The organism is Monashia sp. HAY1-11D (genome assembly GCF_056868035.1).
Genome location: NZ_CP200320.1, coordinates 1 through 25,423, shown reverse-complemented (window position 1 = coordinate 25,423; position 25,423 = coordinate 1). Strand labels below are relative to the sequence as shown.

Annotated in this window: 17 protein-coding genes and 3 rRNA genes; 12 read left to right on the top strand and 8 right to left on the bottom strand. The window is 69.8% G+C overall.

The genetic code is table 11. The annotated features are described in order from the left end of the window. Positions 1-55: 55 nt before the first annotated feature. The 4 genes from AC1VM9_RS00100 to AC1VM9_RS00085 all read right to left on the bottom strand — a co-directional run bounded on the left by AC1VM9_RS00100 (position 56) and on the right by AC1VM9_RS00085 (position 4,690). The gene (locus tag AC1VM9_RS00100; RefSeq protein WP_481342170.1) at positions 56-859 is read right to left on the bottom strand and encodes a GNAT family N-acetyltransferase; all 804 of its coding nucleotides are present in this window, start codon (positions 857-859) and stop codon (positions 56-58) included. A 77-nt stretch (positions 860-936) separates the two neighbouring features. After that, positions 937-2,025 (bottom strand): mannose-1-phosphate guanylyltransferase, encoded by a 1,089-nt coding sequence (locus tag AC1VM9_RS00095; protein ID WP_481342171.1) that lies wholly within the window; start codon positions 2,023-2,025, stop codon positions 937-939. 122 nt (positions 2,026-2,147) lie between these two features. Next, positions 2,148-3,752 carry an ABC transporter permease gene (locus AC1VM9_RS00090; RefSeq protein ID WP_481342172.1) on the bottom strand — a complete coding sequence of 535 codons (1,605 nt, stop codon included), beginning with the start codon at positions 3,750-3,752 and terminating at the stop codon, positions 2,148-2,150. Next, positions 3,749-4,690, bottom strand: a complete 942-nt coding sequence (locus tag AC1VM9_RS00085) for an ABC transporter ATP-binding protein (protein ID WP_481342173.1) — start codon at positions 4,688-4,690, stop codon at positions 3,749-3,751. The genes AC1VM9_RS00090 and AC1VM9_RS00085 overlap by 4 nt, the downstream gene beginning before the upstream one ends. Positions 4,691-4,776: 86 nt before the next feature. Between AC1VM9_RS00085 and AC1VM9_RS00080 the strand changes: the two genes are divergently transcribed. Continuing rightward, positions 4,777-5,274 carry a GbsR/MarR family transcriptional regulator gene (locus AC1VM9_RS00080; RefSeq protein WP_481342174.1) on the top strand — a complete coding sequence of 166 codons (498 nt, stop codon included), beginning with the start codon at positions 4,777-4,779 and terminating at the stop codon, positions 5,272-5,274. 175 nt (positions 5,275-5,449) lie between these two features. Continuing rightward, positions 5,450-7,042 (top strand): acyl-CoA mutase large subunit family protein, encoded by a 1,593-nt coding sequence (locus tag AC1VM9_RS00075; RefSeq protein WP_483120438.1) that lies wholly within the window; start codon positions 5,450-5,452, stop codon positions 7,040-7,042. 98 nt (positions 7,043-7,140) lie between these two features. On the opposite strand, the gene AC1VM9_RS00070 is transcribed toward AC1VM9_RS00075, so the two are convergent. From AC1VM9_RS00070 to AC1VM9_RS00055, 4 genes are all read right to left on the bottom strand, one after another. Then, positions 7,141-8,064: a DUF559 domain-containing protein gene (locus tag AC1VM9_RS00070; protein ID WP_481342176.1), complete on the bottom strand. Its 924-nt coding sequence runs from the start codon at positions 8,062-8,064 to the stop codon at positions 7,141-7,143. A gap of 192 nt (positions 8,065-8,256) precedes the next feature. Next, positions 8,257-9,129, bottom strand: coding sequence for a carbohydrate kinase family protein (locus tag AC1VM9_RS00065; protein WP_481342177.1), 873 nt, complete (start codon positions 9,127-9,129; stop codon positions 8,257-8,259). 3 nt (positions 9,130-9,132) lie between these two features. Next, positions 9,133-10,086, bottom strand: coding sequence for a pseudouridine-5'-phosphate glycosidase (locus tag AC1VM9_RS00060; protein ID WP_483120437.1), 954 nt, complete (start codon positions 10,084-10,086; stop codon positions 9,133-9,135). Between the two features lie 19 nt (positions 10,087-10,105). Further along, positions 10,106-10,819 carry a (2Fe-2S)-binding protein gene (locus AC1VM9_RS00055; protein ID WP_481346887.1) on the bottom strand — a complete coding sequence of 238 codons (714 nt, stop codon included), beginning with the start codon at positions 10,817-10,819 and terminating at the stop codon, positions 10,106-10,108. Positions 10,820-10,912: 93 nt separating this feature from the next. Between AC1VM9_RS00055 and AC1VM9_RS00050 the strand changes: the two genes are divergently transcribed. From AC1VM9_RS00050 to rrf, 10 genes are all read left to right on the top strand, one after another. Next, positions 10,913-12,154, top strand: a complete 1,242-nt coding sequence (locus AC1VM9_RS00050; RefSeq protein ID WP_481346886.1) for an amidohydrolase — start codon at positions 10,913-10,915, stop codon at positions 12,152-12,154. Positions 12,155-12,390: 236 nt separating this feature from the next. Next, on the top strand, positions 12,391-13,455 hold the full coding sequence (locus AC1VM9_RS00045; RefSeq protein ID WP_481342180.1) for a BMP family lipoprotein: 1,065 nt from the start codon (positions 12,391-12,393) through the stop codon (positions 13,453-13,455). A 215-nt stretch (positions 13,456-13,670) separates the two neighbouring features. Continuing rightward, positions 13,671-15,413 carry an ABC transporter ATP-binding protein gene (locus AC1VM9_RS00040; RefSeq protein ID WP_481346885.1) on the top strand — a complete coding sequence of 581 codons (1,743 nt, stop codon included), beginning with the start codon at positions 13,671-13,673 and terminating at the stop codon, positions 15,411-15,413. Beyond that, complete coding sequence (locus tag AC1VM9_RS00035) at positions 15,410-16,531, top strand: ABC transporter permease (protein WP_481346884.1); 1,122 nt, start codon at positions 15,410-15,412, stop codon at positions 16,529-16,531. Before AC1VM9_RS00040 ends, AC1VM9_RS00035 begins: the two co-directional genes overlap by 4 nt. Beyond that, a complete protein-coding gene (locus tag AC1VM9_RS00030; protein WP_481346883.1) occupies positions 16,528-17,802 on the top strand; it encodes an ABC transporter permease in 1,275 nt (424 codons plus the stop codon). Before AC1VM9_RS00035 ends, AC1VM9_RS00030 begins: the two co-directional genes overlap by 4 nt. Then, entirely contained in the window at positions 17,799-18,209 is a 411-nt protein-coding gene (locus AC1VM9_RS00025) for a cytidine deaminase (RefSeq protein ID WP_481343964.1), read from the top strand. Before AC1VM9_RS00030 ends, AC1VM9_RS00025 begins: the two co-directional genes overlap by 4 nt. A gap of 48 nt (positions 18,210-18,257) precedes the next feature. Beyond that, positions 18,258-19,544, top strand: coding sequence for a thymidine phosphorylase (locus AC1VM9_RS00020; RefSeq protein ID WP_481346882.1), 1,287 nt, complete (start codon positions 18,258-18,260; stop codon positions 19,542-19,544). Positions 19,545-20,110: 566 nt separating this feature from the next. Further along, positions 20,111-21,644 (top strand): 16S ribosomal RNA (locus tag AC1VM9_RS00015). A gap of 380 nt (positions 21,645-22,024) precedes the next feature. Next, a 23S ribosomal RNA gene (locus AC1VM9_RS00010) occupies positions 22,025-25,166 on the top strand. Between the two features lie 80 nt (positions 25,167-25,246). Beyond that, positions 25,247-25,363: ribosomal RNA gene (gene rrf / locus AC1VM9_RS00005) — 5S ribosomal RNA — on the top strand. Together the 16S, 23S and 5S rRNA genes form the textbook arrangement of a ribosomal RNA operon. The last annotated feature ends 60 nt before the right edge of the window (positions 25,364-25,423 follow it).

Here is a 25,423-nt window from a genome sequence, read left to right as displayed (position 1 = left end):
CCGGAGACCGCCTCGACGGCTCGTGTCGGCTCCCTCGACGGGTTCTGGCCGGGTTCTACGGCTTGACCCAGCACGTCCAGCGGACGAGGCGCAGGTAGCCGAGCCGCTCGTACACCGGCTGGCCGGCGTCGCTCGCGACGAGCGCCGCCGGCTGCCCGGGCCAGGCCGTCGTGGCCGCCCACGTCAGGGCCGCGCCGGCGCCACGGCCGCGGGCCGACGGCAGGACCGCGACGTTCTCGACGACGGTCAGCCCGGCCGCCGAGTGCGCGGCCGACGTCGCCGCCGGCTCGCCGTCGACGTAGCCGACGAAGATCCGCGTCCTGCCGTCGACGACCTCCGGACGGTAGAAGTCACCGGGCGGCAGCTGGGCCATGTCCGGCATCGGGTAGCCCTCGACGAGAACGCGCTGGGCGTCGGCGAGGGCGACCGGGTCGGTGGCCTCGCGCACGTCGACGGTCGAGACCGGCGGCTCGGTGACGGTCGACGTCGGGCGGAGCATGAACGGGGGGTGCCCGACGAGCCCCAGCCCGTGCGCCGCGAGGTCTGGGGCCGGGAAGGGGCTCACGAGGATGGCCGACGCGTCGGGCCCGTAGGTCGCGACGACGCCGGCGGCGAGCGCACCCCAGTCGTCGGGTGGACGCGTGACGATCGCCCAGTTGAGCATCGCCGAGGCGCCACCCCCCATGCCCGCGGAGAAGCTGTCGGCGTCGACGAAGCGCCCGCGCGCCGCCGTCGTCAGGGCGCGGGCCCATGACACGTGCGCGTCGATGCCCTGGCGCACGAGGGAGTCGGCGGGGTCGAGGTCGCGCTCCCAGCCCGTCGTCAGGTACTCGCCCTCGTCGGGCAGCATCGAGGTCATGGCTCCACTGTCGCGCCTCCCGGCTCACCACGGGCGGGTTCGCTGTGACAGGGCCGGCGCGGACGCCGCGAGGTGAGTCAGGTGAGGTCGGTGCGCCCGCGGGCGGTGAGCTCCTCGACGATCCGCTTGACGTCCTGGGCGCGCTCCGGTCGGGTGATGAGGAGGGCGTCCTGGGTGTCGACGACGACGAGGTCCTCGACGCCGATGAGGGCCACGAGACGGCCTCCGGTGGCGACCGTCGCCGTGGAGTCGATGCTGAGGATGTCGTCGGAGGGCCCGATCGCGGTGATGCCCGGCACGTCGCTCGACGCGTCGACGAGATGGGTCAGGGAGGCGAAGTCCCCGACGTCGTCCCAGCCGAGCGCCGCCGGCACGACGGCGACCCGCCCCGCGGCGGCGGCCGGCTCGGCCACGGCGTGGTCGATGGCGATCTTCTGGAGTCCGGGCCAGAGGTCGCGCATGCGACGCGGGTCCGCCGCGATGATCCGGAGGTGGTCCACCATGTCGGCGTGGTTCTCTGCGAGCAGCTCGAGCAGGGTCGTGGCGCCGACGACGAACATCCCTGCGTTCCAACGGTACTCGCCGGTCTCGAGGTAGCGGCGTGCGGTGTCGGCGTCCGGCTTCTCGACGAAGTCGTCGACACGGTGGGCGCTCGGTGCACCCGCGACGGCCAGCGGTGCACCGAGTCGGATGTAGCCGAATCCGGTTGCCGCGTGGGTGGGTTCGATGCCGATGGTGACGAGCTCGCCCTCCCGCGCGACGGCGACGGCCTCGCGGACCGCGCGCTCGAAGGCGTCCGTGTCGGCGATGACGTGGTCGGCGGCGAACGACCCGAGCACGGCCTCCGGGTCACGCCGCTCGAGGATCGCGGCGGCGAGGCCGATCGCCGGCATCGAGTCGCGCGGCGAGGGCTCCCCGACGACCGCGTCGTGCCCGAGCATCGGCAGCTGCGCCCGGACGGCGTCCTCGTGCGCGATGCCCGTCACGACGAGCATCTGCTCGCCGACGAGCGGCTGGAGCCGGTCCCACGTGGCGCGCAGGAGCGACTGTCCGGACCCGGTGAGGTCGTGGAGGAACTTGGGGGACTGGCGGCGCGAGATCGGCCAGAGCCGCGTGCCGGACCCGCCGGCGGGGATGACGGCCCAGAAGCCGGGGATCGCACTCATGGGGGACACCGTACCGATGGGCAGCCAGGTGGCCGAGCGGGTCCGAGCCCCGCCCGGCCCCCGCCCGGCCCCGGCCCGACCACGGCCCGACACGCGCCGGCGCCCGCCCGGGCGGGTGACGCTCAGCCGATGTCGCGCCGCCGCAGGGCGCCCAGCCCGAGGCCCGCGACGGCCACCGCGACCCCGGTGAGCAGGACGAGGGGCAGGACCCGCAGCTCGTCGGCCGGCATCGAGGGCACGTGACCGAACGGCGACAGGTCGGTCATCCACGGGGGCAGGCCGAGGACGAGGACGAGCTCGCCGAGGAGCAGGAAGACGACGAGGGCCGCCCACGCGAGACCGGTGAGCCGCGGGGCGGCCCCGACGAGCAGCATCGCGACGGCGACGCAGACCCAGATGGCCGGGACGGTGACGAGCGCGGCCGCGACCAGGCGGCCGACGGAGCCGGCGCCGTCTCCGGCGGTCCGGCCGGCCGCCAGACCGGCGGTCAGGCCGAGGAGCCCCATCGCCCCGGCGGTGGCCACGGACGCGAGGAGCAGGTGCGAGAGGGCCCAACGGGTCCGCGTCGCCCCGGTCGCGAGCAGCGCCTCGGCGCGCAGCGCGGCCTCCTCCGTGTGCAGCCGGGTCACGAGCGAGATGCCCATCGCGGCGACGGCGTAGGCGGCGATGTGCAGCTCGGTCGCGAAGAAGGCGTCGGCCATCGAGCTGTCCTGGCCCGTGGCACCGGCGAGCTTCTGCAGGAGCTCGCGCGTCGACCCGGACGAGTCCAGCGACTGGACGCTCGTCGCGATCGAGCCGACGACCGAGCCGAGGACGACGACGCTGACCGACCAGCCGACGAGGGTCCCCCGCGCGAGACGGGCCGTCAGGCCCCCGACGGACCGCATCGACCCGCGGGCCCGCCCCGGTCGGCTCGGCAGGATCCCGGCACCGAGGTCGCGGCGCTCGCGCAGCCGGAACGCCGCACCGACGAGGACGACGAACGCGGCGAGGCCGAGCCACAGCGGCCGGAGGTCGTCGGCGCCGTAGGGCGACACACGCTCGCCCCAGCCCAGGGGTGAGAGCCACACGAGGAACCGCGCCGGGCTGCCTTCCGCGGCGGTGTCGCCGAGTGCCCGCAGCACGAAGGCGACGCCGAGTGCCCCCAGCGAGATCGCCGCCGTGCCCCGCGTCGTCTCGGTCAGCTGGGCCGCGACGGCGGTGATGCCCACCCAGGACAGGCCCATGACGGCCCACGCCACGGCGAACGCGAGCGAGCCCCGTCCGTCGAGGCCGACGCCGGCGAGGGCGGCGGCGCTGAGCACGGCCGTGGCGACCACGGCCCCGGCGCCGAGCGCGACCGCGGCCGTCAGCGGTGCGCGGCGCTCGACGGCCCCGGCGCCGAGCAGCTCGAGCCGGCCCGCCTCCTCCTCGGTGCGGGTGTGCCGGCGCACGACGATGTAGGCGAGCAGGCACACGAAGACGCCGCCGAGCAGGATCGTCTTGAACACCGCGAAGGAGTCGAGGCTCAGGCTCGTGGCCGGGCCGTAGAGCGCGACCGTCGCCGGGCTGTCGATGATCGGTCGGAAGACCGACAGGGCGCCGGCGAGGGTCGGGTAGAGGTCGAGCGTCGCCCGGGCCGACCCCGCAGCGAACCCGGTGAGGGCGAGGACGCTCACCGGCACGAGGACCCGGTCGCGCCGGGACGCCAGGCGAAGCAGCGAGCCCGTTCCGGTGAGGGCGCTCATCGCGGCGTCGCCACCCCGGCCGGTGTCCCGTCGGCGCGGACCCCGGCAGCGCTGGGCCGGTACTGCTCCATGAAGAGCTCCTCGAGCGTCGGGGGGGCGCTGGTCAGGGCCGTGATCCCGTGGCTGCCGAGCAGCGCCAGCAGCGCGCCGAGGTGGGCGCTCTCGACGCTGCACGAGACGTGGCCGTCGGACACCACGACGTCGGAGACGCCGTCGAGGGCGGCGAGTCGGGCCGGGTCCGCCGGCCGGTCGAGCGTCGCCTCGACCCGCGTCCGGGACAGGTGCCGCAGCTGGGCCAGGGTCCCGGACTCGACGTTGCGTCCCTCGCGGATGATGCTGACGCGGTCGCACAGCGACTCGACCTCCGACAGGATGTGGCTGCTCAGCAGGACGGTGCCACCGGCAGCGCGGAACTCGCGGACCGCGTCCTTGAAGACGGCCTCCATCAGCGGGTCGAGACCCGAGGTGGGCTCGTCGAGGACGAGCAGCTCGACGTCGGAGGACAGCGCGGCGACCAAGGCGACCTTCTGCCGGTTGCCCTTGGAGTACGAGCGGCCCTTCTTCGTCGGGTCGAGGTCGAAGCGGGCGAGCATGTCGGCGCGCCGCCGCTCGTCGATGCCACCGCGGAGCCGGGCGAGCAGGTCGATGACCTCCCCGCCGGTGAGGTTTGGCCAGAGGGCGACGTCGCCGGGGACGTAGGCCAGACGCCGGTGCAGCGTCTCGACGTCGCGCCAGGGGTCCCCGCCGAGCAGCGACGCGCGACCGGCGTCGGCGCGCAGCAGGCCGAGGAGGATCCGGATCGTCGTCGACTTGCCGGCGCCGTTGGGACCGAGGAACCCATGGATCTCGCCGGCGGACACCTCGAGGTCGAGGCCGTCGAGGGCGACGACGTGGCCGAACGTCTTGCGGAGGTCGTGGACCTCGATCGCCGTGGTCATGCCATCGACAATACACAGGATTCACGATTTACTGAATGTTATGGCGGATGGTTAGGGTGAAGGCCCGACGACCGAAGGAGCGGTGGATGACCGAGCGCGACGAACGAGCGGTCGCCGCCTACGTCGAGCGGTTCGGCAACGTCCTCACCGAGGCCGGCATGCCAAGGCTCGCGTCCCGCGTCTTCGCCCAGCTGCTGGCCGACGAGGACGGACGCATGACCGCGCTCGAGCTCACCGAGGCCCTCGACGTCAGCCCCGCAGCCGTGTCGGGTGCCGTCCAGTACCTGACCCAGACCCACCTCATCGGCAAGGAGCGCGAGCGTGGCTCGCGTCGCGACGTCTACGTCGTGCACCTCGACGCGTGGCACGAGGCGATGCTGAGCCGCGACCGGCTGCTCGGTCAGATGGAGGCCTCGGTCCGGGCCGGGCTCGAGGCCGTCGGCGGGGTCGACAGCGCGGCCGGTCGGCGCCTCGCCCTGTCCGTCGAGTTCCTCGACCACGTCGCGCAGGAGATGGCCGGCATGCACGAGAGCTGGGAGCGGCGCCGGGCGCAGGTCGCGGCGCAGTGGCCGACCGAGGCGTGAGCCGCCCGAGCGTGAGCCGCCCGACGTGTGAGCCGCCCGACGCGTGAGCCGCCCGGCGCCTGAGGGGTCCCCAGCGCCTACGGCAGGCCGGACGCACCTGCCGGGGACGTGAGATCGACAACGTCGGGGCCCCGACGGACCCGTACGCGCCGGGCCCGTGGCTACGCTCGGCACCATGGCTGAAAGCACCGGCGCGCGCTCCGAGTCCGACCTGCCCATCGAGCCCGTGTACGACGCGTCGGCGCTGGCGGGGTGGGACCCGGCGGCCAAGCTGGGCGCGCCGGGGGGCTACCCGTTCACGCGGGGGGTGTACCCGTCGATGTACACCGGACGGCCGTGGACGATGCGCCAGTACGCCGGGTTCGGCACCGCCAAGGAGAGCAACGAGCGCTACCACCAGCTGGTGCAGGCCGGCACCGGTGGGCTGTCGGTGGCCTTCGACCTGCCCACGCAGATGGGCTATGACTCCGACGAGCCGATCGCGCACGGCGAGGTCGGCAAGGTCGGGGTGGCCATCGACAGCCTGGAGGACATGCGGGTTCTGTTCGACGGGCTGCCGCTGGACAAGATCTCCACGTCGATGACGATCAACGCGCCGGGCTCGACGCTGCTGCTGCTCTACCAGCTGGTCGCCGAGGAGCAGGGCGTGCCCGGCGACGCGCTGACCGGCACGATCCAGAACGACGTGCTCAAGGAGTACATCGCCCGCGGCACCTACATCTACCCGCCGCGCGAGTCGCTGCGCCTGGTCGCGGACGTGTTCGCCTACTGCCAGCGGGAGCTGCCGCGCTGGAACACCATCTCGATCAGCGGCTACCACATGGCCGAGGCCGGCGCGACGCCGGTGCAGGAGATCGCCTTCACCCTGGCCAACGCGATGGAGTACGTCCGGGCCGCGCAGGCCGCCGGCCTGGCCGTGGACGACTTCGCGCCGCGGCTGTCGTTCTTCTTCGTGGCGCGCACGACGCTGCTGGAGGAGGTGGCCAAGTTCCGGGCGGCCCGCCGGATCTGGGCCCGGATCATGAAGGAGCAGTTCGGCGCGGCGAACCCCAAGTCGATGATGCTGCGGTTCCACACGCAGACCGCCGGGGTGCAGCTGACCGCCCAGCAGCCGGAGGTCAACCTCGTCCGGGTCGCGCTGCAGGGCCTCGGGGCGGTGCTGGGCGGCACCCAGTCTCTGCACACCAACAGCTTCGACGAGGCCATCGCGCTGCCGACCGAGAAGGCGGCCCGGCTCGCGCTGCGCACCCAGCAGGTCATCGCGTACGAGACCGACGTGACCAAGACCGTCGACCCGTTCGCCGGCTCCTACGTCATCGAGTCGATGACCGACCAGATCGAGGCCGCCGCGCTCGAGCTCATCGGCCAGGTCGAGGACCGCGGCGGGGCGGTCGCCGCGATCGAGCAGGGCTTCCAGAAGTCCGAGATCGAACGCTCCGCCTACCGGGTCCAGCTGCAGATCGACAACGGCGAACGCACCGTCGTCGGGGTCAACCGGTTCACCCTGGAGCAGGAGGAGCGCTACGAGCCGCTGCGGGTCGACCCGCAGATCGAGGTCGAGCAGCGCGAACGGCTCGCCGCGCTGCGCGCCGGCCGCGACCAGACCGCGGTCGACGCCGCCCTGGCCCGGCTGCAGGAGGCCGCCCGCGGCACCGACAACGTCCTCTACCCGATGAAGGAGGCGCTGGCCGCCCGCGCCACCGGCGGCGAGGTCGCCCACGCCCTGCGCCAGGTGTGGGGCACCTACCAGCCCCGCGAGACCTTCTGACCCGCCGACCTCCTGCCCCCGCCCAGCCCACGACGCCGCGCCCACCCCGCCGTTCTCCGCCGGGCCGGGTGGCCGGAACGAACCCGGTTCACGCCTCCTCAGGCGCCTTGGACCCGGTTGGTTCCGGTCACTCGTCCCGAGCGCAGGCGACGCACGCCCTGGGCCCGCCGCAGGGCGACCGCGTCCTCGAGGACACGTCTGACGACCCCCGGCTCGAACATGACCTGCTCCCACGTGAACCGCAGCACGAGCCAGCCGCGGACGACGAGGCCGTTGTAGCGCCGGCAGTCCCGGTCGAAGGCCCCGCGCTCGACGTGGAACTCATGGCTGTCGGCCTCGAGGACGATCCGCAGAGCCTCGTCCGCGAGGTCGACCCGGGCGTAGAAGTCCTCGTACCGGATCCGCGTCTGGGGTTCGACGACGAGCCCCGGCACGTCGAGGGCGATCGCCCGCAGCGACGACTCGAACGGACCGGCTGCTCGAGCATCCGACGCAGCGACGACGCGTGCCACCCGGTCCCGCTGGCGCCGGGGGAGCCAGGCGCTGCGGGCCAGGACCTCTCGCGGCCCCAGGCCCGAGCGACGCGCGGAGTCGGCCACCGACAGCGCGTCCGCGAACGGCAGGTCCACGCAGCAGTCGATGAGGGTGCGGACCGGCGTCGTCACCCAGCCGTCGGCGACGTCGTCGGCGTCGAGGTCGCGCCAGTGCACGGTCACGCCCTCGGACGCGCCCGCCACCAGGCTTCGCTTGGCCCGCACGGTGACATGCGGCTCCGGCGGCGCCATCCGCACCTTCCAGCCCCAGTGCAGCGCCGCCGTCGTGTGCGATGCGGCTCCGCTGAGCCGGAGGGCGGCCGCGCGGGACGCGTCGGTCCCGGCCAGGCAGTAGCGGCCCCGTGACGTGCGCACCACGACGCCGGCGTCGAGGGCCGCGTCGACGTGTCGCCAGTGCACCACGGACAACCGCAGCTGCCGACGGGTCGCCGTACCGCCGAGCCGAACCAGAGCCTTGACCGCGCGCATGCGCCGATGCTGCCTCCCGGAGTCGATGCCGCGAGCGCGTCCTCCACAGGGTCCGGTGGCCGGATCGAACCTCGGAAACGCGCCCTGGGAGCCGTTCGGCCGGTTCGGTCCGGCCACCCGGCCCGCCGGCGGACGAGAAGTTGCGCGGTGAGCCGCGCGAGAGGGCGGGGTCAGGGGAGCAGACGGGTGGGGTCAGCGGGGCCGGGCCCCGAGGCCCTGGCACGCGGACGAGCCCGCCTCGACGCCGGCGCGCAGCGCGGCCGCGCGCGAGCCGCCGCTCAGCCACACCGACAGGAGGCCGGCGTTGAAGGCGTCGCCGGCTCCGGTGGCGTCGACGTGCTCGACCAGGGGCGCCTCGACCGCCTCGTCGGTCCCCTCGCCGACCCACCGGGCCCCCGACGCGCCGTCGGTCGCGACGACCTCCCGCACCCGGGCGAGCACCCGCTCGAACCCGCCGAGCGCCGCGAGCTCGGAGGCGTTGGGCAGGAGCAGGTCGACGCCGTCGACCCACGACAGGAAGGCCTCGGCGCCTTCCCGGTCGACGAGAGCCGACGCCTGGGGGTCGACCGAGACGCTCCAACCGAGGTCGCGGGCCTGCCGTAGCGCCTCGAGCCCGCCGTCCCGTGACCCGCGGTCGAGCAGGACGTAGCCGGACAGGTGCAGGTGCGGCGGCTCGCGGTCGTCGTGGGGCAGGTCGGCGAGCCACACGTCGTCGGGACAGAAGGCGCGGTTCGCGCCGCGGTCGGGCAGCATCGTCCGCTCGCCGTCCGCATCGAGCAGCACGGTGACGACGCACGTGGGCAGCACCGGGTCGACGGCGAAGGCCGTGCGCACGTGCCGCTCGGCGAGGTCCGCGGCGACGGCGCGGGCGGCGAGGTCGTTGCCGACACGGGCCACCACGGTGACCGGCATGCCGGCCCACGCGAGCCACGCGGCCGAGTTGCCACCGGCGCCACCCGGCACGAGCCGCACCGACGAGGGCGTGTCGGTCCCCCACCGGATCGGCCCACCGGGTGCCGTGATGACGTCGAGCCCGACGTCACCGACGACGACCACCGACCGCATCGGTCAGGCCCCCGCACCCGGTCGAGACAGCCGGGCGACGTGGGCTGCCACCTCGCCGGCCAGGCGCGCGTTGGCGAGGACGAGCTCGACGTTGGCACGCAGGGACTCGCCACCCGAGCTGTCGTGGAAGTACTCGAGCAGTCGGGGCGTCACGTCCTTGCCGTGCACGCCCTCCCGCTCGAGGACCGCGAGGCCCTCGGCCACCAGACGGTCGTGCAGGCCGCGGTCGACCTGGCGGTCCTCGGGGAGCGGGTTGGCCAGGACCACGCCGGCCCGGTCGGTGCCGAGGCGGTCGCGGGCGGCGACGACGCGCGCCGCCTCCTCGGGCGTCTCGACGCGCCACGGCACGCGGTGCCCGGAGTCGGACAGGTAGAAGCCCGGGAACGCGTCGGTCCGGTAGCCGAGGACCGGCACCGACAGCGTCTCGAGGTACTCGAGCGTGCCCGCGACGTCGAGGATCGACTTGACCCCCGCGCAGACGACGAGGACCGGCGTCGACGCGATGACGCCGAGGTCGGCCGACACGTCGAAGGTCTCGGACGCGCCGCGGTGCACCCCGCCGAGGCCACCGGTGGCGAAGACGCGGATGCCCGCGAGGTGCGCGAGGGCCGAGGTCGAGGCCACGGTCGTGGCGCCGGTGCGCCCGAGGGCGGCGGCGACGCCGACGTCGCGCACCGACAGCTTCGCGACGTCGGGCTCGGTGCAGACCCGTTCGACCTCGGCCGGACCCAGGCCGACGTGCACGACCCCGTCGAGCACCGCGATCGTCGCGGGCACGGAGCCGCCGGCGCGCACCGCGTCCTCGATCCGTGCGGCCACCTCGACGTTGTCCGGGTGCGGCAGCCCGTGCGCGAGGATCGTCGACTCCAGGGCGACGACGCCGCGGCCCGCGTCGAGCGCCTCCCGGACCTCCTCCCGGACGACGAACAGGTCGGGCGATGGGGTCCGGTACGGCATGGCCACACCCTAGTTCGGGCTATCGACGGTGCGACGGGGATCCGCCGCGCGGGCACGCCGCGCACTCGCGCATCCCCGGCAGCGCGTAGATGAAGCAGCACGAGACCCGCCGCGGTTCCGGCCCGGTCGTCCGCCCGGCCGCACCGGTGGCCAGCCGTGACGCCGTGACCCACACGTCCTCGACGACGCCCCAGCGCTGCCGCGAGCCCATCCGCACCTCGGGCGCGAACCCGGCGACGACGTCGTGGACGAGGGCGTCGTAGCGGCTGCGGGCGAGCGCCGCACGATCCTCGTCGTCGGGTTCGGTCGTGACGACGACGTGCCGCGGGTCGACGACGATCCGGTGCGGGTTCAGACCCGGCGCGAGCTCGAACCCGAGCCCGGCGGCCTCGGGTGCGAGCACCCACGGCCCGAGGGCGGCCGCGAAGGCGAGCGGCGTCGCGGCCACCTCGCACCACCACTGGAGCACGAACGCCGCAGGCACGTGCGGGGCGACGGGAACGCCATGACGCCGTGTCATCTGCGTGCGCAGCGCGTCGCGCCACGGCGCGAGAGGGTCCGCGCCGGCGCGGGCGTGGGCGAGGACGTCGGCGCACCACGTCGTCGCGGGCGAGGCCTCGGGCGTGACGGTCGTGAACGGCAGGGAGTCGTCGACCCGACGCAGCACCTCCCCGACGTCGACCGGGGCCGGCTCGCCCGGCACCGCCGACGCCTCCGCCGCCCGTCCGTCCACGCCGCCTCCTGCCGGTCCTCGTCGGGGTGAGGCCCACGCCGACTCTCCCCGGATGCCGGGGAGGGTCCATCCTCTCGCTACAATCCCGTGCTCGTGACCGACGCCGCGCTCCCGCTGCCCTTCGACGCCATCGGGCGCGTCGTCGAGGAGCACGTGGCCGAGCTCATCGCGTTCCGTCGCGACCTGCACGCCCACCCCGAGCTCGGGCGCGGCGAGGTCCGCACCACCGCGGCGGTGGCCGAGCGTCTCGAGGACGCCGGCATCCGGGTGCGCCGGCTCCGGGGCACCGGCCTGGTCGCCGACCTCGGAGCCGCCGACCCCGTGCAGCGGGTCGCGCTCCGGGCCGACCTCGACGCCCTGCCGATCCGCGAGACCACCGGGCTGGAGTTCGCCTCCGGCACCGACGGCGTCAGCCACTCGTGCGGCCACGACGTGCACACGACGGCCCTGCTCGGCGCCGCTCTCGCGCTCAAGCAGGTCGAGGCACGCCTCATCGCGGCTCGCGTCGGCGCACGCCTCGTCTTCCAGCCGGCCGAGGAGCTGATGCCCGGCGGCGCCGAGGACGTCGTGGCCCAGGACGGTCTCGTCGGCGTCGACCGGATCTTCGCGCTCCACTGCGACCCCGGCCTCGACGCCGGCCAGGTGGGGCTGCGCGTCGGCGCCATCACGGCGGCGGCCGACCAGGTCGAGGTCACGCTGAGCGGACGTGGCGGACACACGTCGCGGCCGCACCTGACCCAGGACCTCACGTACGCGCTGGCCAAGGTCATCACCGACGTGCCCGCCGTCCTGTCGCGACGGCTCGACCCCCGTGCCGGCGCGGCGCTCGTCTGGGGCTCGGTCCACTCCGGCGGCGCGCACAACGTCATCCCCTCCTCGGGCAAGGTCGGCGGCACGCTGCGGATGCTCGACGCGAGCATCTGGGACGGCGTCGAGCGGCTCCTCGAGGAGGTCGTCCACGGCGTCGTCGCACCGTACGCGGTGCACGCCGACGTGACGATCACCAAGGGTGTCCCGCCGGTCGTCAACGACGCCGGCTGCATCGACGCGCTGACCGCCGCGGTCACGGGCGCAGGGGCCTTCGTCGCGTCGACGCCGCAGTCGCTCGGCGGCGAGGACTTCGCCTGGTACCTGACGCACGTCCCCGGCGCCATGGCCCGGCTCGGCACGCGGACGCCCGGTGGCCCGACGTACGACCTGCACCGCGGCGACCTCGTCGTCGACGAGGCCGCCATCGCCATCGGTGCGCGGACCCTGGCCGGGGTCGTCTTCTCCGCGGCCTCCGGGCGCGGAGTCGAGACCGACCGGCCCCGCCGCCTCGGCCTGGCCCGCTGAGGACGTCGGCTACCCGGGCGACCCGGGCGCCTCGCAGGGGACGCCCGGTCGGTTCGGACCCATCGCACAGCCGGCGCCCGGTGTCCTGTCGATCTCACGTCGGAGCGGTCGCGGATCGGTAACACTTCCTGCGACTTGCGTCGAGCCGCGCAGAACGTTGCCCACCCGGGTCTACAGTTCCGTGCTATCTGGGCCGATGTCGTCGTCGGCTCGTCGATATTCCTAAGGAGCAACCCTTGCGTCACGCAACGAAGGCCGCGGCTGTCGTGGCCGCCGCCGCTCTCGGCCTCGCGGCCTGCGGCAGCAGCACCGGCAACACGACGTCCCCCGGCAGCACGGGCGGCGGGTCCACCGGCTCCGCCGGTGGCGGCACGCTCAAGATCGGCATGGCCTACGACGTGGGTGGCCGCGGGGACCAGTCGTTCAACGACGCCGCCGCTGCCGGCCTGGACAAGGCCAAGTCCGAGCTCGGCGCCGACACCAAGGAGGCCTCGGCGGTCAACGGCGAGCCCGAGTCGGCACGCAAGGAGCGCCTGCAGCAGCTCATCGACGCCGGCTACACGAACATCGTGGCCGTCGGCTTCGCGTACGCCAAGGCCGTCGGGGAGACCGCCAAGGCCAACCCCGACGTCAAGTTCGCCATCGTCGACGACGCCTCGCCCGACTCGGCCGGCCCGAACGTCGAACAGATCACCTTCGCCGAGGAGCAGGGCTCCTTCCTCGTCGGTGCGGCCGCCGCCCTCAAGACCAAGACGAACCACATCGGCTTCATCGGCGGCGTCCAGACCGACCTCATCAAGAAGTTCGAGGCGGGCTACGAGGCCGGCGCCAAGGCCGTCAAGCCGGACATCAAGATCGACGTCAAGTACCTGACGCAGCCGCCGGACTTCTCGGGCTTCAACTCCGTCGACAAGGGCAAGGCCGCGGCCGACGGCATGTACCAGGGCGGCGCCGACGTCGTCTACCACGCGGCCGGCGGCTCCGGCGGCGGCGTCTTCACGGCGGCCAAGGCGGCCGGCAAGTGGGCCATCGGTGTCGACTCCGACCAGGCCAAGACCGCTCCGGCCGACGTCCGCGACGTCATCCTGACCTCGATGATCAAGAAGGTCGACGTCGGTGTCTTCGACTACATCACCTCGGTGAAGAACGGCACCTTCAAGGCCGGCAACAAGATCTTCGACCTCAAGGCCGGCGGCGTCGACTACGCCACGACCGGTGGTCACATCGACGACATCAAGAGCAAGCTCGACGACTACAAGCAGAAGATCATCTCGGGCGAGATCACCGTCCCGAAGTCCTGATCTGCTGGGCTCACAGGGGCCGCGGCCGTAGCGGCCGGCCCTCCCGGGCGGCCCGGGCGGCGCGTGCGCGTCGTCCGGGCCGTCGCATCTTCCGGAGTTCACCCCCCGGCACGTCGCGGGTTGTTAGGTTCGCAGGTGCTGGTTCAATACTCGATCGACGCCCGCGTCGACGCGGGCCCGCATGAGGAGTGTGTGTCATCGTCACCAACGAGTCCGTGACCGGCGGCGAGCCCGGCGAGCCTCCGCAGGCCGTCCACCGCGGTACCCCCGCCGTCCGGCTCGAGGGCATCACCAAGCGCTTCCCGGGCGTCGTCGCCAACAAGGACATCGCGCTCACCGTCGACAAGGGCACGGTCCACGCGATCGTCGGCGAGAACGGCGCCGGCAAGTCGACGCTCATGAAGATCCTCTACGGGGTCCAGCAGCCCGACGAGGGCACCATCGAGGTCGACGGCCAGGTGCGCCAGCTGCGCTCGCCCGCCGACGCCATCGCCGTGGGCATCGGCATGGTGTTCCAGCACTTCCAGCTCGCCGACAACCTCACCGTGCTCGAGAACGTCGTCCTCGGGGCCGAGAAGCTGCACGGCATCGGCGACGCCGCCCGCGCCAAGATCCGCGAGATCTCCGAGGCCTACGGCCTCGGCGTGCGCCCGGACGCGCTCGTCGCCGACCTCGGCGTCGGCGCCCGCCAGCGCATCGAGATCCTCAAGGTCCTCTACCGCGGCGCGCGCATCATCATCCTCGACGAGCCCACCGCGGTCCTCGTGCCGCAGGAGGTCGACGAGCTCTTCGACAACCTGCGTGAGCTGAAGTCCGAGGGCCTGACGGTCGTGTTCATCTCGCACAAGCTCGACGAGGTGCTCAAGGTCGCCGACGCCATCACCGTCATCCGGCGCGGCACCACCGTCGCCGAGGTCGACCCGACGGGCGTGACGCCGCGCCAGCTCGCCGAGCTCATGGTCGGGTCCGAGCTGCCGTCGCCCTCGACCGAGGAGTCCACGGTCACCCAGACGCCGGTCCTGACCATCGAGAACACCTCGCTCGCCGACCCCGCGGGCGGCCGCGACCTGCTCGACTCCATCGACCTGACGATCCACGCCGGCGAGGTCGTCGGCATCGCCGGCGTCGAGGGCAACGGCCAGGCCGAGCTCGTCGAGGTCATCATGGGCATGCGCGAACCCTCGAGCGGGCGCATCCTCCTCGGCGACGTCGACATCTCCGACTGGCAGGTCCGCGAGATCCGGGAGGCCGGCATCGGCTACATCCCCGAGGACCGCCACCGTCACGGGCTGCTCCTCGAGGCGCCGCTCTGGGAGAACGTCATCCTCGGGCACCAGACCGAGGGCATCAACGTGACCGGTCCCGGCGGCATCCTCGTCAACGCCGGCGGCGCCAAGCGCGAGACCCAGACGATCGTCGAGCAGTTCGACGTGCGGACGCCCTCCATCGACGTCACGTCCGGCTCGCTGTCGGGCGGCAACCAGCAGAAGCTCATCATCGGCCGCGAGATGCGCCGCAACCCGCGCGTCCTCGTCGCCGCCCACCCGACCCGCGGCGTCGACGTCGGCGCGCAGGCGGCGATCTGGGACCACATCAAGGCGGCCCGCCGCGAGGGCCTCGGCGTCCTGCTCATCTCGGCCGACCTCGAGGAGCTCGTCGGCCTGTCCGACACCATCCGCGTCATCCTCCGCGGACGCCTCTCCGGCGAGTTCGACCCGGACGTCGTCACCCGCGAGGAGCTCGGCGCGGCCATGACGGGCGCGCACTCGCCCGCCGGCGCCGAGGCCGCGCACGGTGCGAGCGCCGACGCGACCGTGGGCGCCACGTCGGACTCCACGGCGGACTCCACTGCGGACTCCACGGCCGACCCCACGGCGGACGGCCCTGCGGATCCGACCTGGGCAGCGTCGACCCACGAGCTCGATGCCGGCACCGACGACGAGGGGAAGACCCGATGAGCACCCGCCTCGACGCCCGCCGTCTCCTCATGGGAGCCGCGGCGCCGCTCCTGTCGATCGTCGTTGCGGTCGTCGTGACGACGGTCATCCTGCTCGTCGCGGGTGACCCGGTCGGCGCGGTGTGGGCCCAGCTGTTCAAGGTGCCGCTGCCGCGCCAGGTGATCGCCATCATCAACGGCGCGACCGTCTACTACCTCTCGGCGATCGCGGTGGCCATCGGCTTCCGGATGAACCTGTTCAACATCGGCGTCGACGGCCAGTACCGCGTCGCCTCGTTCGCCGCAGCGCTCTTCGCGGGCCAGGGCTACCTGCCGGGCTGGCTCAACATCATCGTCGCGCTCGTCGTGGCCATGGCCTCGGGAGCCGTGTGGGCCGGCATCGCCGGCCTGCTCAAGGTGACCCGCGGGGTGTCGGAGGTCATCTCGACGATCATGCTCAACGCCATCGCGACCTTCCTCGTCGCGTTCCTGTTGAGCAAGACCGCGCAGCGGGTCCAGGGCAGCAACGCCACGAACACCAAGCCGCTGCCCGAGGACTCCCGCGTCCCCGGCATCTCCCTCGACGGCATCATCGCGACGCCGAGCAAGGTCTACGGCCTCGTCGTCCTCGCGATCCTCGTCGGCATCCTCTACTGGTTCGTCATCAACAAGACCCGGTTCGGCTTCGACCTGCGTGCGACCGGCCGCAGCGAGTCCGCGGCGATCGCGAGCGGGGTCAAGGTCAAGCGGATGGTGCTGACCTCCATGCTCATCTCGGGCGGGGCGGCGGGGCTCGTCGGCATGCCGTTGCTCTTCGGCCAGGACTACGTCTACGGCGACACGGTCCAGGCCGGTCTCGGCTTCGCCGGCATCGCCATCGCCCTCCTCGGTCGCAACCACCCGGTCGGCATCGCGTTCGCCGCCCTGCTGTGGGCCTACCTCGACGGGCAGGGCAACGGCCTGCAGATCAGCGCGGGCGTCAGCGACCGTCTCGTGCTCGTCATCCAGGGAGTCATCGTGCTGTCGGTCGTCATCGCGTACGAGGTCGTGCGCCGCGCGAACGTCCGCCTCGAGCAGCGCCGCGTCGCCACCGAGCTCGCCCGGCAAGCCGCCGCCCGGACGGAAGGAGTCCGGGTATGAGCACCCCGGTCATGACCGAGACGGCCCCGGCCACCGCCCCGGCGGCCCCGCGCACCGGCCGGCCGCGCTGGTTCTGGGCGGCGATCGTCGTCGGCGCCCTCCTCGTCGTCTCGACGGTGCGCGTCGTCACCGGCGCCAACGACATCGACTCCTCCGGCGCGCTCATGGCCGCCATCGGTCTCGCGGTGCCCATCGGCTTGGCCGGTCTGGGCGGCCTCTGGAGCGAGCGGGCCGGCGTCGTCAACATCGGTCTCGAGGGCATGATGGTCCTCGGCACGTGGGGTGGGGCCTTCTTCGGCTTCCACTACGGCCCGTGGGCCGGCATCCTCGGCGCGATCCTCATGGGCGTCGTCGGGGGCGCCATCCACGCCCTCGCGACGGTGGTCTTCGGGGTCGACCACATCGTCTCCGGCGTCGCGATCAACCTCCTCGGCACCGGTGCCGGCGCCTACCTCGCGGTGCGCACCTTCACCGGCCTGCCGGGTGGCGGTCCGACGCAGTCGCCACCGCTGCACCAGCTGCCGTTCCTGTCGGTCCCCGGTGTCTCGGACCCGCTGCTGAGCCTCGAGCAGAGGCACTGGTGGCTGCTGTCCGACCTCGCGTCGGTGCTGCGGGCCCTGACGACCAACCTCAACATCCTCACCGTCATCGCCGTGCTCCTCCTCGTCGTCACGTGGTGGGTCATGTGGCGCACCGCCTTCGGTCTGCGGCTGCGGTCGTGCGGGGAGTCGCCGGTCGCCGCCGAGTCCCTCGGCATCAGCGTGTACCGCTACAAGTTCTCCGCCGTCCTCGTCTCCGGTGGGCTCGCGGGCCTCGCGGGCGGCTTCCTCGTCCTCGTCGCCAGCAACCTCTACCGCGAGGGCCAGACCGGCGGTCGTGGCTTCATCGGCCTCGCCGCGATGATCTTCGGCAACTGGCGCCCCGGAGGTCTGGCCGGCGGCGCGGCGCTCTTCGGCTACACCGACGCCGTCCAGCTGCGCGGTGGTGGCGACGTCGTGCACGCCTACCTGCTGCCGATCGCGGTCGGCCTCGTCGCCTGGGGCGTCTGGCAGGTCGTCCGCCGTCGCCGGGGCAAGCCGCTCGCCGGCGTGCCGACGGTCGTCATGGGTGTCCTCGCGATGACGTGGTTCCTCCTGTCCGACACCGTGCCGAACCAGTTCACCGGCATGACGCCGTACGTCGCGACGCTGCTCGTCCTCGCGTTCGCCTCGCAACGCCTGCGTATGCCGGCGGCCGACGGCGTCGTCTACCGCAAGGGCGAGGCCACATGAGCGAGCCGACGCCCGTCGACTGGGACGCGCTGCGGCGTCGGGCGGTCGAGCTCATGGAGCGCGCGTACGCGCCGTACTCGAACTTCCGGGTCGGCGTCGCCGGCCTCGTCGACGACGGACGCGTCGTGGCGGGGTGCAACGTCGAGAACGCCGCCTACGGCGTCGCGCTCTGTGCGGAGTGCGGCATGGTCTCCGAGCTGCACGCCACCGGCGGCGGCCGCCTGACCCACGTGTTCTGCGTCGGGGCCGACGGCCGGCCCCTCATGCCCTGCGGACGCTGCCGTCAGCTGCTCTGGGAGAACGGCGGTCCGGAGTGCCTGCTCATGACGCCGGAGGGCGTGCTGCCGATGTCGGCGGTGCTGCCGCAGGCGTTCGGGCGCGCCGACCTCGACGCCGCGCAGGCGTGAGACCGGCTCCCGGCCCCGGAGCGCGCCGCGCTGGGGAATGATGGCGCCGTGAGCGAAGCCTTCGATGCCGTGGACGTCATCTCCGCCAAGCGGGACCGGTCCGAGCTGACCGACGCCCAGATCGACTGGGTCATCGACGCCTACACGCGCGGTGTCGTCGCCGAGGAGCAGATGTCCGCCCTGGCGATGGCCATCTACCTCAACGGCATGAGCGCCCGCGAGATCGCCCGGTGGGCCGACGCCATGATCCGCTCGGGGGAGCGGCTCGACTTCTCCTCGTTGTCTCGCCCGACGAGCGACAAGCACTCGACCGGTGGGGTCGGCGACAAGATCACGCTCCCGCTCGCACCGCTCGTCGCCGCATGCGGCGTCGCGGTGCCACAGCTGTCCGGACGAGGGCTCGGCCACACCGGGGGCACCCTCGACAAGCTGGAGTCGATTCCCGGCTGGCGGGCCGACCTGACCAACGAGCAGATGCTGGCCCAGCTCGAGGAGGTCGGAGCCGTCATCTGCGCCGCAGGATCCGGCCTCGCGCCCGCCGACAAGAAGCTCTACGCGCTCCGCGACGTGACCGGCACGGTGTCGTGCGTCCCCCTCATCGCCACCTCCATCATGAGCAAGAAGATCGCCGAGGGGACGGGCTCGCTGGTCCTCGACGTCAAGGTCGGGTCCGGCGCATTCATGAAGGAGCTCGGTCAGGCGCGCGAGCTGGCGGAGACGATGGTGCGCCTCGGCACCGACGCCGGGGTGAGGACCGTCGCGCTGCTGACGAACATGAGCACGCCCCTCGGCCTCACGGCCGGCAACGCGCTCGAGGTGCGCGAGTCGGTCGAGGTGCTCGAGGGCGGAGGGCCCGAGGATGTCGTCGAGCTGACCCTCGCGCTGGCCCGGGAGATGGTGCAGGCGGCGGGTGTCGACGTCGATCCCGCCGACGCCCTGCGCGACGGACGAGCCATGGACGCCTGGCGCCGGATGATCCGCGCCCAAGGGGGAGACCCCGACGCGCCCCTGCCGACGGCCAGGGAGACCCACCACGTGCTGGCACCCGCCGACGGCGTGCTCGTCGAGCTCGACGCGCTCGCCGTCGGTGTCGCCGCCTGGCGGCTCGGCGCCGGGCGGGCCCGCAAGGAGGACCCGGTGCAGGCGGGGGCCGGAGTGGAGATCCACTACAAGCCAGGGGCCACGGTCCGCGGGGGAGAGCCGCTGCTGACGTTGCACACCGACGAGCCGGAGCGCTTCGAGAGGGCGATCGCGGCGCTCGATGGCGGCATCACCGTGGCTCCCGAGGGATCGCGGCCCGTCCTCGACCCCATCGTCATCGACCGCATCGCCTGACCCGACGGAGCCCTGGGCCGCTGGTCCTGCGCCTGCTCCCGGACGCAGGTCGGCCGCCGTCGACGGGCGGCGTGGACGGATTTGTCTTCGTCCGGGTCGTGGGGCTAACGTTACGACGTCAGCCCGACCGGGCGGAACGGACGCCCGCGGCGGCCGGGACCCGGGGCATGACGTCGATGTCGAACCTGACCTGAGGTCGGGAAACATCGCCAGCCGAGGCCATCTCGGAGCATGTCGGGGACCGCTCTTCTGGGCGGGCCGCGGATTTGACTCCGGTGGGGTCGGTGAGTAAGTTTGAAGGGTTGCCCCGGAGGCCGGGCCTGCGTGTGTGGGTGTGGTTGATGGTGTGTGTCTGATTCTTGAGAACTCAACAGCGTGTCAAAAATCGATGCCTATTTACCTCGTCTCGAGGGGCTGGCGTTTGACTTGGTGTCCTGTGTGGCGTCTGGTTGCTGGTTCCTTGGATGATGAAAATTTCTTTGGTTGACAACGACGATCAGTATTTTGTGCTGGTTGTTCGTGACTCAGCCTGGATCAGTTTGGCCCTTCGTGGGTTTGTTTGAACATCAACGGAGAGTTTGATCCTGGCTCAGGACGAACGCTGGCGGCGTGCTTAACACATGCAAGTCGAACGGTGACGGTCAAGCTTGCTTGGCCTGATCAGTGGCGAACGGGTGAGTAACACGTGAGTAACCTGCCCCAGACTCTGGGATAACCCCGGGAAACCGGAGCTAATACCGGATATGACACGGAGAGGCATCTCTACCGTGTGGAAAGTTTTTCGGTCTGGGATGGGCTCGCGGCCTATCAGCTTGTTGGTGAGGTAGTGGCTCACCAAGGCGACGACGGGTAGCCGGCCTGAGAGGGCGACCGGCCACACTGGGACTGAGACACGGCCCAGACTCCTACGGGAGGCAGCAGTGGGGAATATTGCACAATGGGCGGAAGCCTGATGCAGCGACGCCGCGTGAGGGATGACGGCCTTCGGGTTGTAAACCTCTTTCAGCAGGGAAGAAGCGGAAGTGACGGTACCTGCAGAAGAAGCACCGGCTAACTACGTGCCAGCAGCCGCGGTAATACGTAGGGTGCGAGCGTTGTCCGGAATTATTGGGCGTAAAGAGCTTGTAGGCGGTTTGTCGCGTCTGCTGTGAAAATCCGGGGCTCAACCCCGGACTTGCAGTGGGTACGGGCAGGCTAGAGTGTGGTAGGGGAGACTGGAATTCCTGGTGTAGCGGTGGAATGCGCAGATATCAGGAGGAACACCGATGGCGAAGGCAGGTCTCTGGGCCACTACTGACGCTGAGAAGCGAAAGCATGGGGAGCGAACAGGATTAGATACCCTGGTAGTCCATGCCGTAAACGTTGGGCGCTAGGTGTGGGACCCATTCCACGGGTTCCGTGCCGCAGCTAACGCATTAAGCGCCCCGCCTGGGGAGTACGGCCGCAAGGCTAAAACTCAAAGGAATTGACGGGGGCCCGCACAAGCGGCGGAGCATGCGGATTAATTCGATGCAACGCGAAGAACCTTACCAAGGCTTGACATACACCGGAATCACTCAGAGATGGGTGCGTCTTCGGACTGGTGTACAGGTGGTGCATGGTTGTCGTCAGCTCGTGTCGTGAGATGTTGGGTTAAGTCCCGCAACGAGCGCAACCCTCGTTCTATGTTGCCAGCACGTGATGGTGGGGACTCATAGGAGACTGCCGGGGTCAACTCGGAGGAAGGTGGGGATGACGTCAAATCATCATGCCCCTTATGTCTTGGGCTTCACGCATGCTACAATGGCCGGTACAAAGGGTGGCGAAGCCGTGAGGTGGAGCGAATCCCAAAAAACCGGTCTCAGTTCGGATTGGGGTCTGCAACTCGACCCCATGAAGTCGGAGTCGCTAGTAATCGCAGATCAGCAACGCTGCGGTGAATACGTTCCCGGGCCTTGTACACACCGCCCGTCAAGTCACGAAAGTCGGTAACACCCGAAGCCGGTGGCCCAACCTAAGCCCTTGTGGTGGTGGGGGGAGCCGTCGAAGGTGGGACTGGCGATTGGGACTAAGTCGTAACAAGGTAGCCGTACCGGAAGGTGCGGCTGGATCACCTCCTTTCTAAGGAGCAGCTTCGCTGCCGGGCCCGTTCGGGGTCTGGTGGCGCAGTGGCCCGCCGCCAGCGAACGCCTGGTGGGGGTGCTCATGGGTGGAACATCGATTAGTTGGCACCTGGTCGAGCCGGTGGCTCGCTAGTACAACCCGGTGACGGTCCGCGAGGATCTGAGGGAGTGGAACGCGGCGCGGGTTCGGGTGGGTGTCTGGCACGTTGTTGGGTCCTGAGGGATCAGACCCCAACGCCGGCGCGCGGTCGCGTGCGCTGGTGGTGGGTGCGCTGTTTCTTCTGGGTGTGGGCCCGCCCGATCCGATGCTGGTGCATGGGTGGTGGTGGGTGCCGGTTGTGTTTTGAGAACTACACAGTGGACGCGAGCATCTTTGTGGCTCAAGTTTTTAAGGGCACACGGTGGATGCCTTGGCACCAGGAACCGAAGAAGGACGTAGGAATCTGCGATAAGCCTCGGGTAGCCGATAACCAGGCTGTGATCCGAGGATTTCCGAATGGGGAAACCCGGCTGGAGGCAAGTCCAGTCACCCGCACCTGAATATATAGGGTGTGTGGAGGGAACGTGGGGAAGTGAAACATCTCAGTACCCACAGGAAGAGAAAACAACAGTGATTCCGTGAGTAGTGGCGAGCGAAAGCGGATGAGGCTAAACCGGGCGTGTGTGATAGCTGTCAGGCGTTGCATGTCCGGGGTCGTGGGACCTTGCGGCCGGAGCTGACACTCTGGCATGGAGTGAGAAATCTGCGTCATAGTCGAAGAGCATTGAATGGCTCGGCACAGAGGGTGCGACCCCCGTAGACGAAATGGTGTGGACTCCAGTGAGGGATCCCAAGTAGCACGGGGCCCGAGAAATCCCGTGTGAATCTGGCAGGACCACCTGCTAAGCCTAAATATTCCCTGGTGACCGATAGCGGACAAGTACCGTGAGGGAAAGGTGAAAAGTACCCCGGGAGGGGAGTGAAATAGATCCTGAAACCGTGTGCCTACAATCCGTTGGAGCCTCCCGCCGTTGGGCGTGTGGGGTGACAGCGTGCCTTTTGAAGAATGAGCCTGCGAGTTAGTGCTCAGTGGCGAGGTTAACCCGTGTGGGGAAGCCGTAGCGAAAGCGAGTCCGAAGAGGGCGTTTTAGTCGCTGGGTCTAGACCCGAAGCGGAGTGATCTACCCATGGCCAGGTTGAAGCGCAGGTAAGACTGCGTGGAGGACCGAACCCACTTAGGTTGAAAACTGAGGGGATGAGCTGTGGGTAGGGGTGAAAGGCCAATCAAACTCCGTGATAGCTGGTTCTCCCCGAAATGCATTTAGGTGCAGCGTCACGTGTTTCTTGCCGGAGGTAGAGCTACTGGATAGCCGATGGGCCTCACCAGGTTACTGACGTTAGCCAAACTCCGAATGCCGGTAAGTGAGAGCGTGGCAGTGAGACTGCGGGGGATAAGCTCCGTAGTCGAGAGGGAAACAGCCCAGATCACCAGCTAAGGTCCCTAAGCGTGTGCTAAGTGGGAAAGGATGTGGAGTTGCTGTGACAACCAGGAGGTTGGCTTAGAAGCAGCCACCCTTCAAAGAGTGCGTAATAGCTCACTGGTCAAGTGATTCCGCGCCGACAATGTAGCGGGGCTCAAGCACACCACCGAAGCTGTGGCATTGACATACTGCTCGGCACCGGCTCCTGCGGGACCGGTGTCCAGGCGTGTTGATGGGTAGGGGAGCGTCGTGTTGCCAGGGAAGCGGCGGAGTGATCCAGCCGTGGAGGCTACACGAGTGAGAATGCAGGCATGAGTAGCGAATGACGGGCGAGAAACCCGTCCGCCGAATAACCAAGGGTTCCAGGGTCAAGCTAATCTGCCCTGGGTAAGTCGGGACCTAAGGCGAGGCCGACAGGCGTAGTCGATGGACATCCGGTTGATATTCCGGAACCGGCGAAGAACCGCCCCTGATGACCCCCGTGATGCTAAGTGCCTGAAGCACGCCCACCGAGACTTCGGTCTCATCGGGTGTGTGGAGCGCACGGCCCGAGCGGGTAGTAGTCAAGCGATGGAGTGACGCAGGAAGGTAGCCTCCGCGTGGCGATGGTTGTCCACGTCCAAGGGTGTAGGGCGCGGTCCAGGCAAATCCGGACCGCCGCATTGAGTTGCGACGCCTGAGACCTGATAGTGACCGCGAATGCGGGAAGAGGGTGATCCTATGCTGCCGAGAAAAACTTCTAGCGAGGTTCGAGCCGCCCGTACCCCAAACCGACTCAGGTGGTTAGGTAGAGAATACCAAGGCGATCGAGTGAATCGTGGTTAAGGAATTCGGCAAAATACCCCCGTAACTTCGGGAGAAGGGGGGCCCTGATCGTGACGGAACTTGCTTCCCGAGCGTGATCGGCCGCAGAGACCAGGGAGAAGCGACTGTTTACTAAAAACACAGGTCCGTGCCAAGTCGCAAGACGATGTATACGGACTGACGCCTGCCCGGTGCTGGAACGTTAAGGGGACCGGTTAGCACGCGAGTGCGACGCTGAGAACTTAAGCGCCAGTAAACGGCGGTGGTAACTATAACCATCCTAAGGTAGCGAAATTCCTTGTCGGGTAAGTTCCGACCTGCACGAATGGCGTAACGACTTCTCCACTGTCTCAACCACGAACTCGGCGAAATTGCACTACGAGTAAAGATGCTCGTTACGCGCAGCAGGACGGAAAGACCCCGGGACCTTTACTACAGCTTGGTATTGGTGTTCGGTACGGCTTGTGTAGGATAGGTGGGAGACTGTGAAGCGGGCACGTCAGTGCCGGTGGAGTCAACGTTGAAATACCACTCTGGTCGTTCTGGATATCTAACCTCGGTCCGTGATCCGGATCAGGGACAGTGCCTGGTGGGTAGTTTAACTGGGGCGGTTGCCTCCTAAAAGGTAACGGAGGCGCCCAAAGGTTCCCTCAGCCTGGTTGGCAATCAGGTGTCGAGTGTAAGTGCACAAGGGAGCTTGACTGTGAGACAGGCATGTCGAGCAGGGACGAAAGTCGGGACTAGTGATCCGGCGGTGGCTTGTGGAAGCGCCGTCGCTCAACGGATAAAAGGTACCCCGGGGATAACAGGCTGATCTTGCCCAAGAGTCCATATCGACGGCATGGTTTGGCACCTCGATGTCGGCTCGTCGCATCCTGGGGCTGGAGTAGGTCCCAAGGGTTGGGCTGTTCGCCCATTAAAGCGGTACGCGAGCTGGGTTTAGAACGTCGTGAGACAGTTCGGTCCCTATCCGCTGTGCGCGTAGGAAACTTGAGAAAGGCTGTCCCTAGTACGAGAGGACCGGGATGGACGAACCTCTGGTGTGTCAGTTGTTCCGCCAGGAGCACCGCTGATTAGCTACGTTCGGAAGTGATAACCGCTGAAAGCATCTAAGCGGGAAGCACGTTTCAAGATGAGGTTTCCAGGCCCGCGAGGGCGAGAGGCTCCCAGCTAGACGACTGGGTCGATAGGCCGGATGTGGAAGCACAGCAATGTGTGGAGCTGACCGGTACTAATAAGCCGACAACTTGACCCTACGAAGATGCTCCGCGTCCACTGTGCAGTTCCCGAGACACAAACACTCCACACCCCGGGTGTTTGAGATCTCCATAGAGTTTCGGCTGTCATAGCGAAGGGGAAACGCCCGGCCCCATTCCGAACCCGGAAGCTAAGCCCTTCAGCGCCGATGGTACTGCACTGGTGACGGTGTGGGAGAGTAGGACGCAGCCGGACACACTTTCACGACAGAGGCCCTCCCGGGACACCCCGGGCAGGGCCTCTGCCGCATTTTCC

What these genes read in the sequence shown, in the direction of transcription:
- AC1VM9_RS00070 (WP_481342176.1), bottom strand. Translation starts at nt 8,064, where the DNA reads ATGCGCGCGGTCAAGGCTCTGGTTCGGCTCGGCGGTACGGCGACCCGT.
- AC1VM9_RS00065 (WP_481342177.1), bottom strand. Translation starts at nt 9,129, where the DNA reads ATGCGGTCGGTGGTCGTCGTCGGTGACGTCGGGCTCGACGTCATCACG.
- AC1VM9_RS00030 (WP_481346883.1), top strand. Translation starts at nt 16,528, where the DNA reads ATGAGCACCCCGGTCATGACCGAGACGGCCCCGGCCACCGCCCCGGCG.
- AC1VM9_RS00100 (WP_481342170.1), bottom strand. Translation starts at nt 859, where the DNA reads ATGACCTCGATGCTGCCCGACGAGGGCGAGTACCTGACGACGGGCTGG.
- AC1VM9_RS00075 (WP_483120438.1), top strand. Translation starts at nt 5,450, where the DNA reads ATGGCTGAAAGCACCGGCGCGCGCTCCGAGTCCGACCTGCCCATCGAG.
- AC1VM9_RS00095 (WP_481342171.1), bottom strand. Translation starts at nt 2,025, where the DNA reads ATGAGTGCGATCCCCGGCTTCTGGGCCGTCATCCCCGCCGGCGGGTCC.
- AC1VM9_RS00090 (WP_481342172.1), bottom strand. Translation starts at nt 3,752, where the DNA reads ATGAGCGCCCTCACCGGAACGGGCTCGCTGCTTCGCCTGGCGTCCCGG.
- AC1VM9_RS00025 (WP_481343964.1), top strand. Translation starts at nt 17,799, where the DNA reads ATGAGCGAGCCGACGCCCGTCGACTGGGACGCGCTGCGGCGTCGGGCG.
- AC1VM9_RS00060 (WP_483120437.1), bottom strand. Translation starts at nt 10,086, where the DNA reads ATGCCGTACCGGACCCCATCGCCCGACCTGTTCGTCGTCCGGGAGGAG.
- AC1VM9_RS00085 (WP_481342173.1), bottom strand. Translation starts at nt 4,690, where the DNA reads ATGACCACGGCGATCGAGGTCCACGACCTCCGCAAGACGTTCGGCCAC.
- AC1VM9_RS00035 (WP_481346884.1), top strand. Translation starts at nt 15,410, where the DNA reads ATGAGCACCCGCCTCGACGCCCGCCGTCTCCTCATGGGAGCCGCGGCG.
- AC1VM9_RS00080 (WP_481342174.1), top strand. Translation starts at nt 4,777, where the DNA reads ATGACCGAGCGCGACGAACGAGCGGTCGCCGCCTACGTCGAGCGGTTC.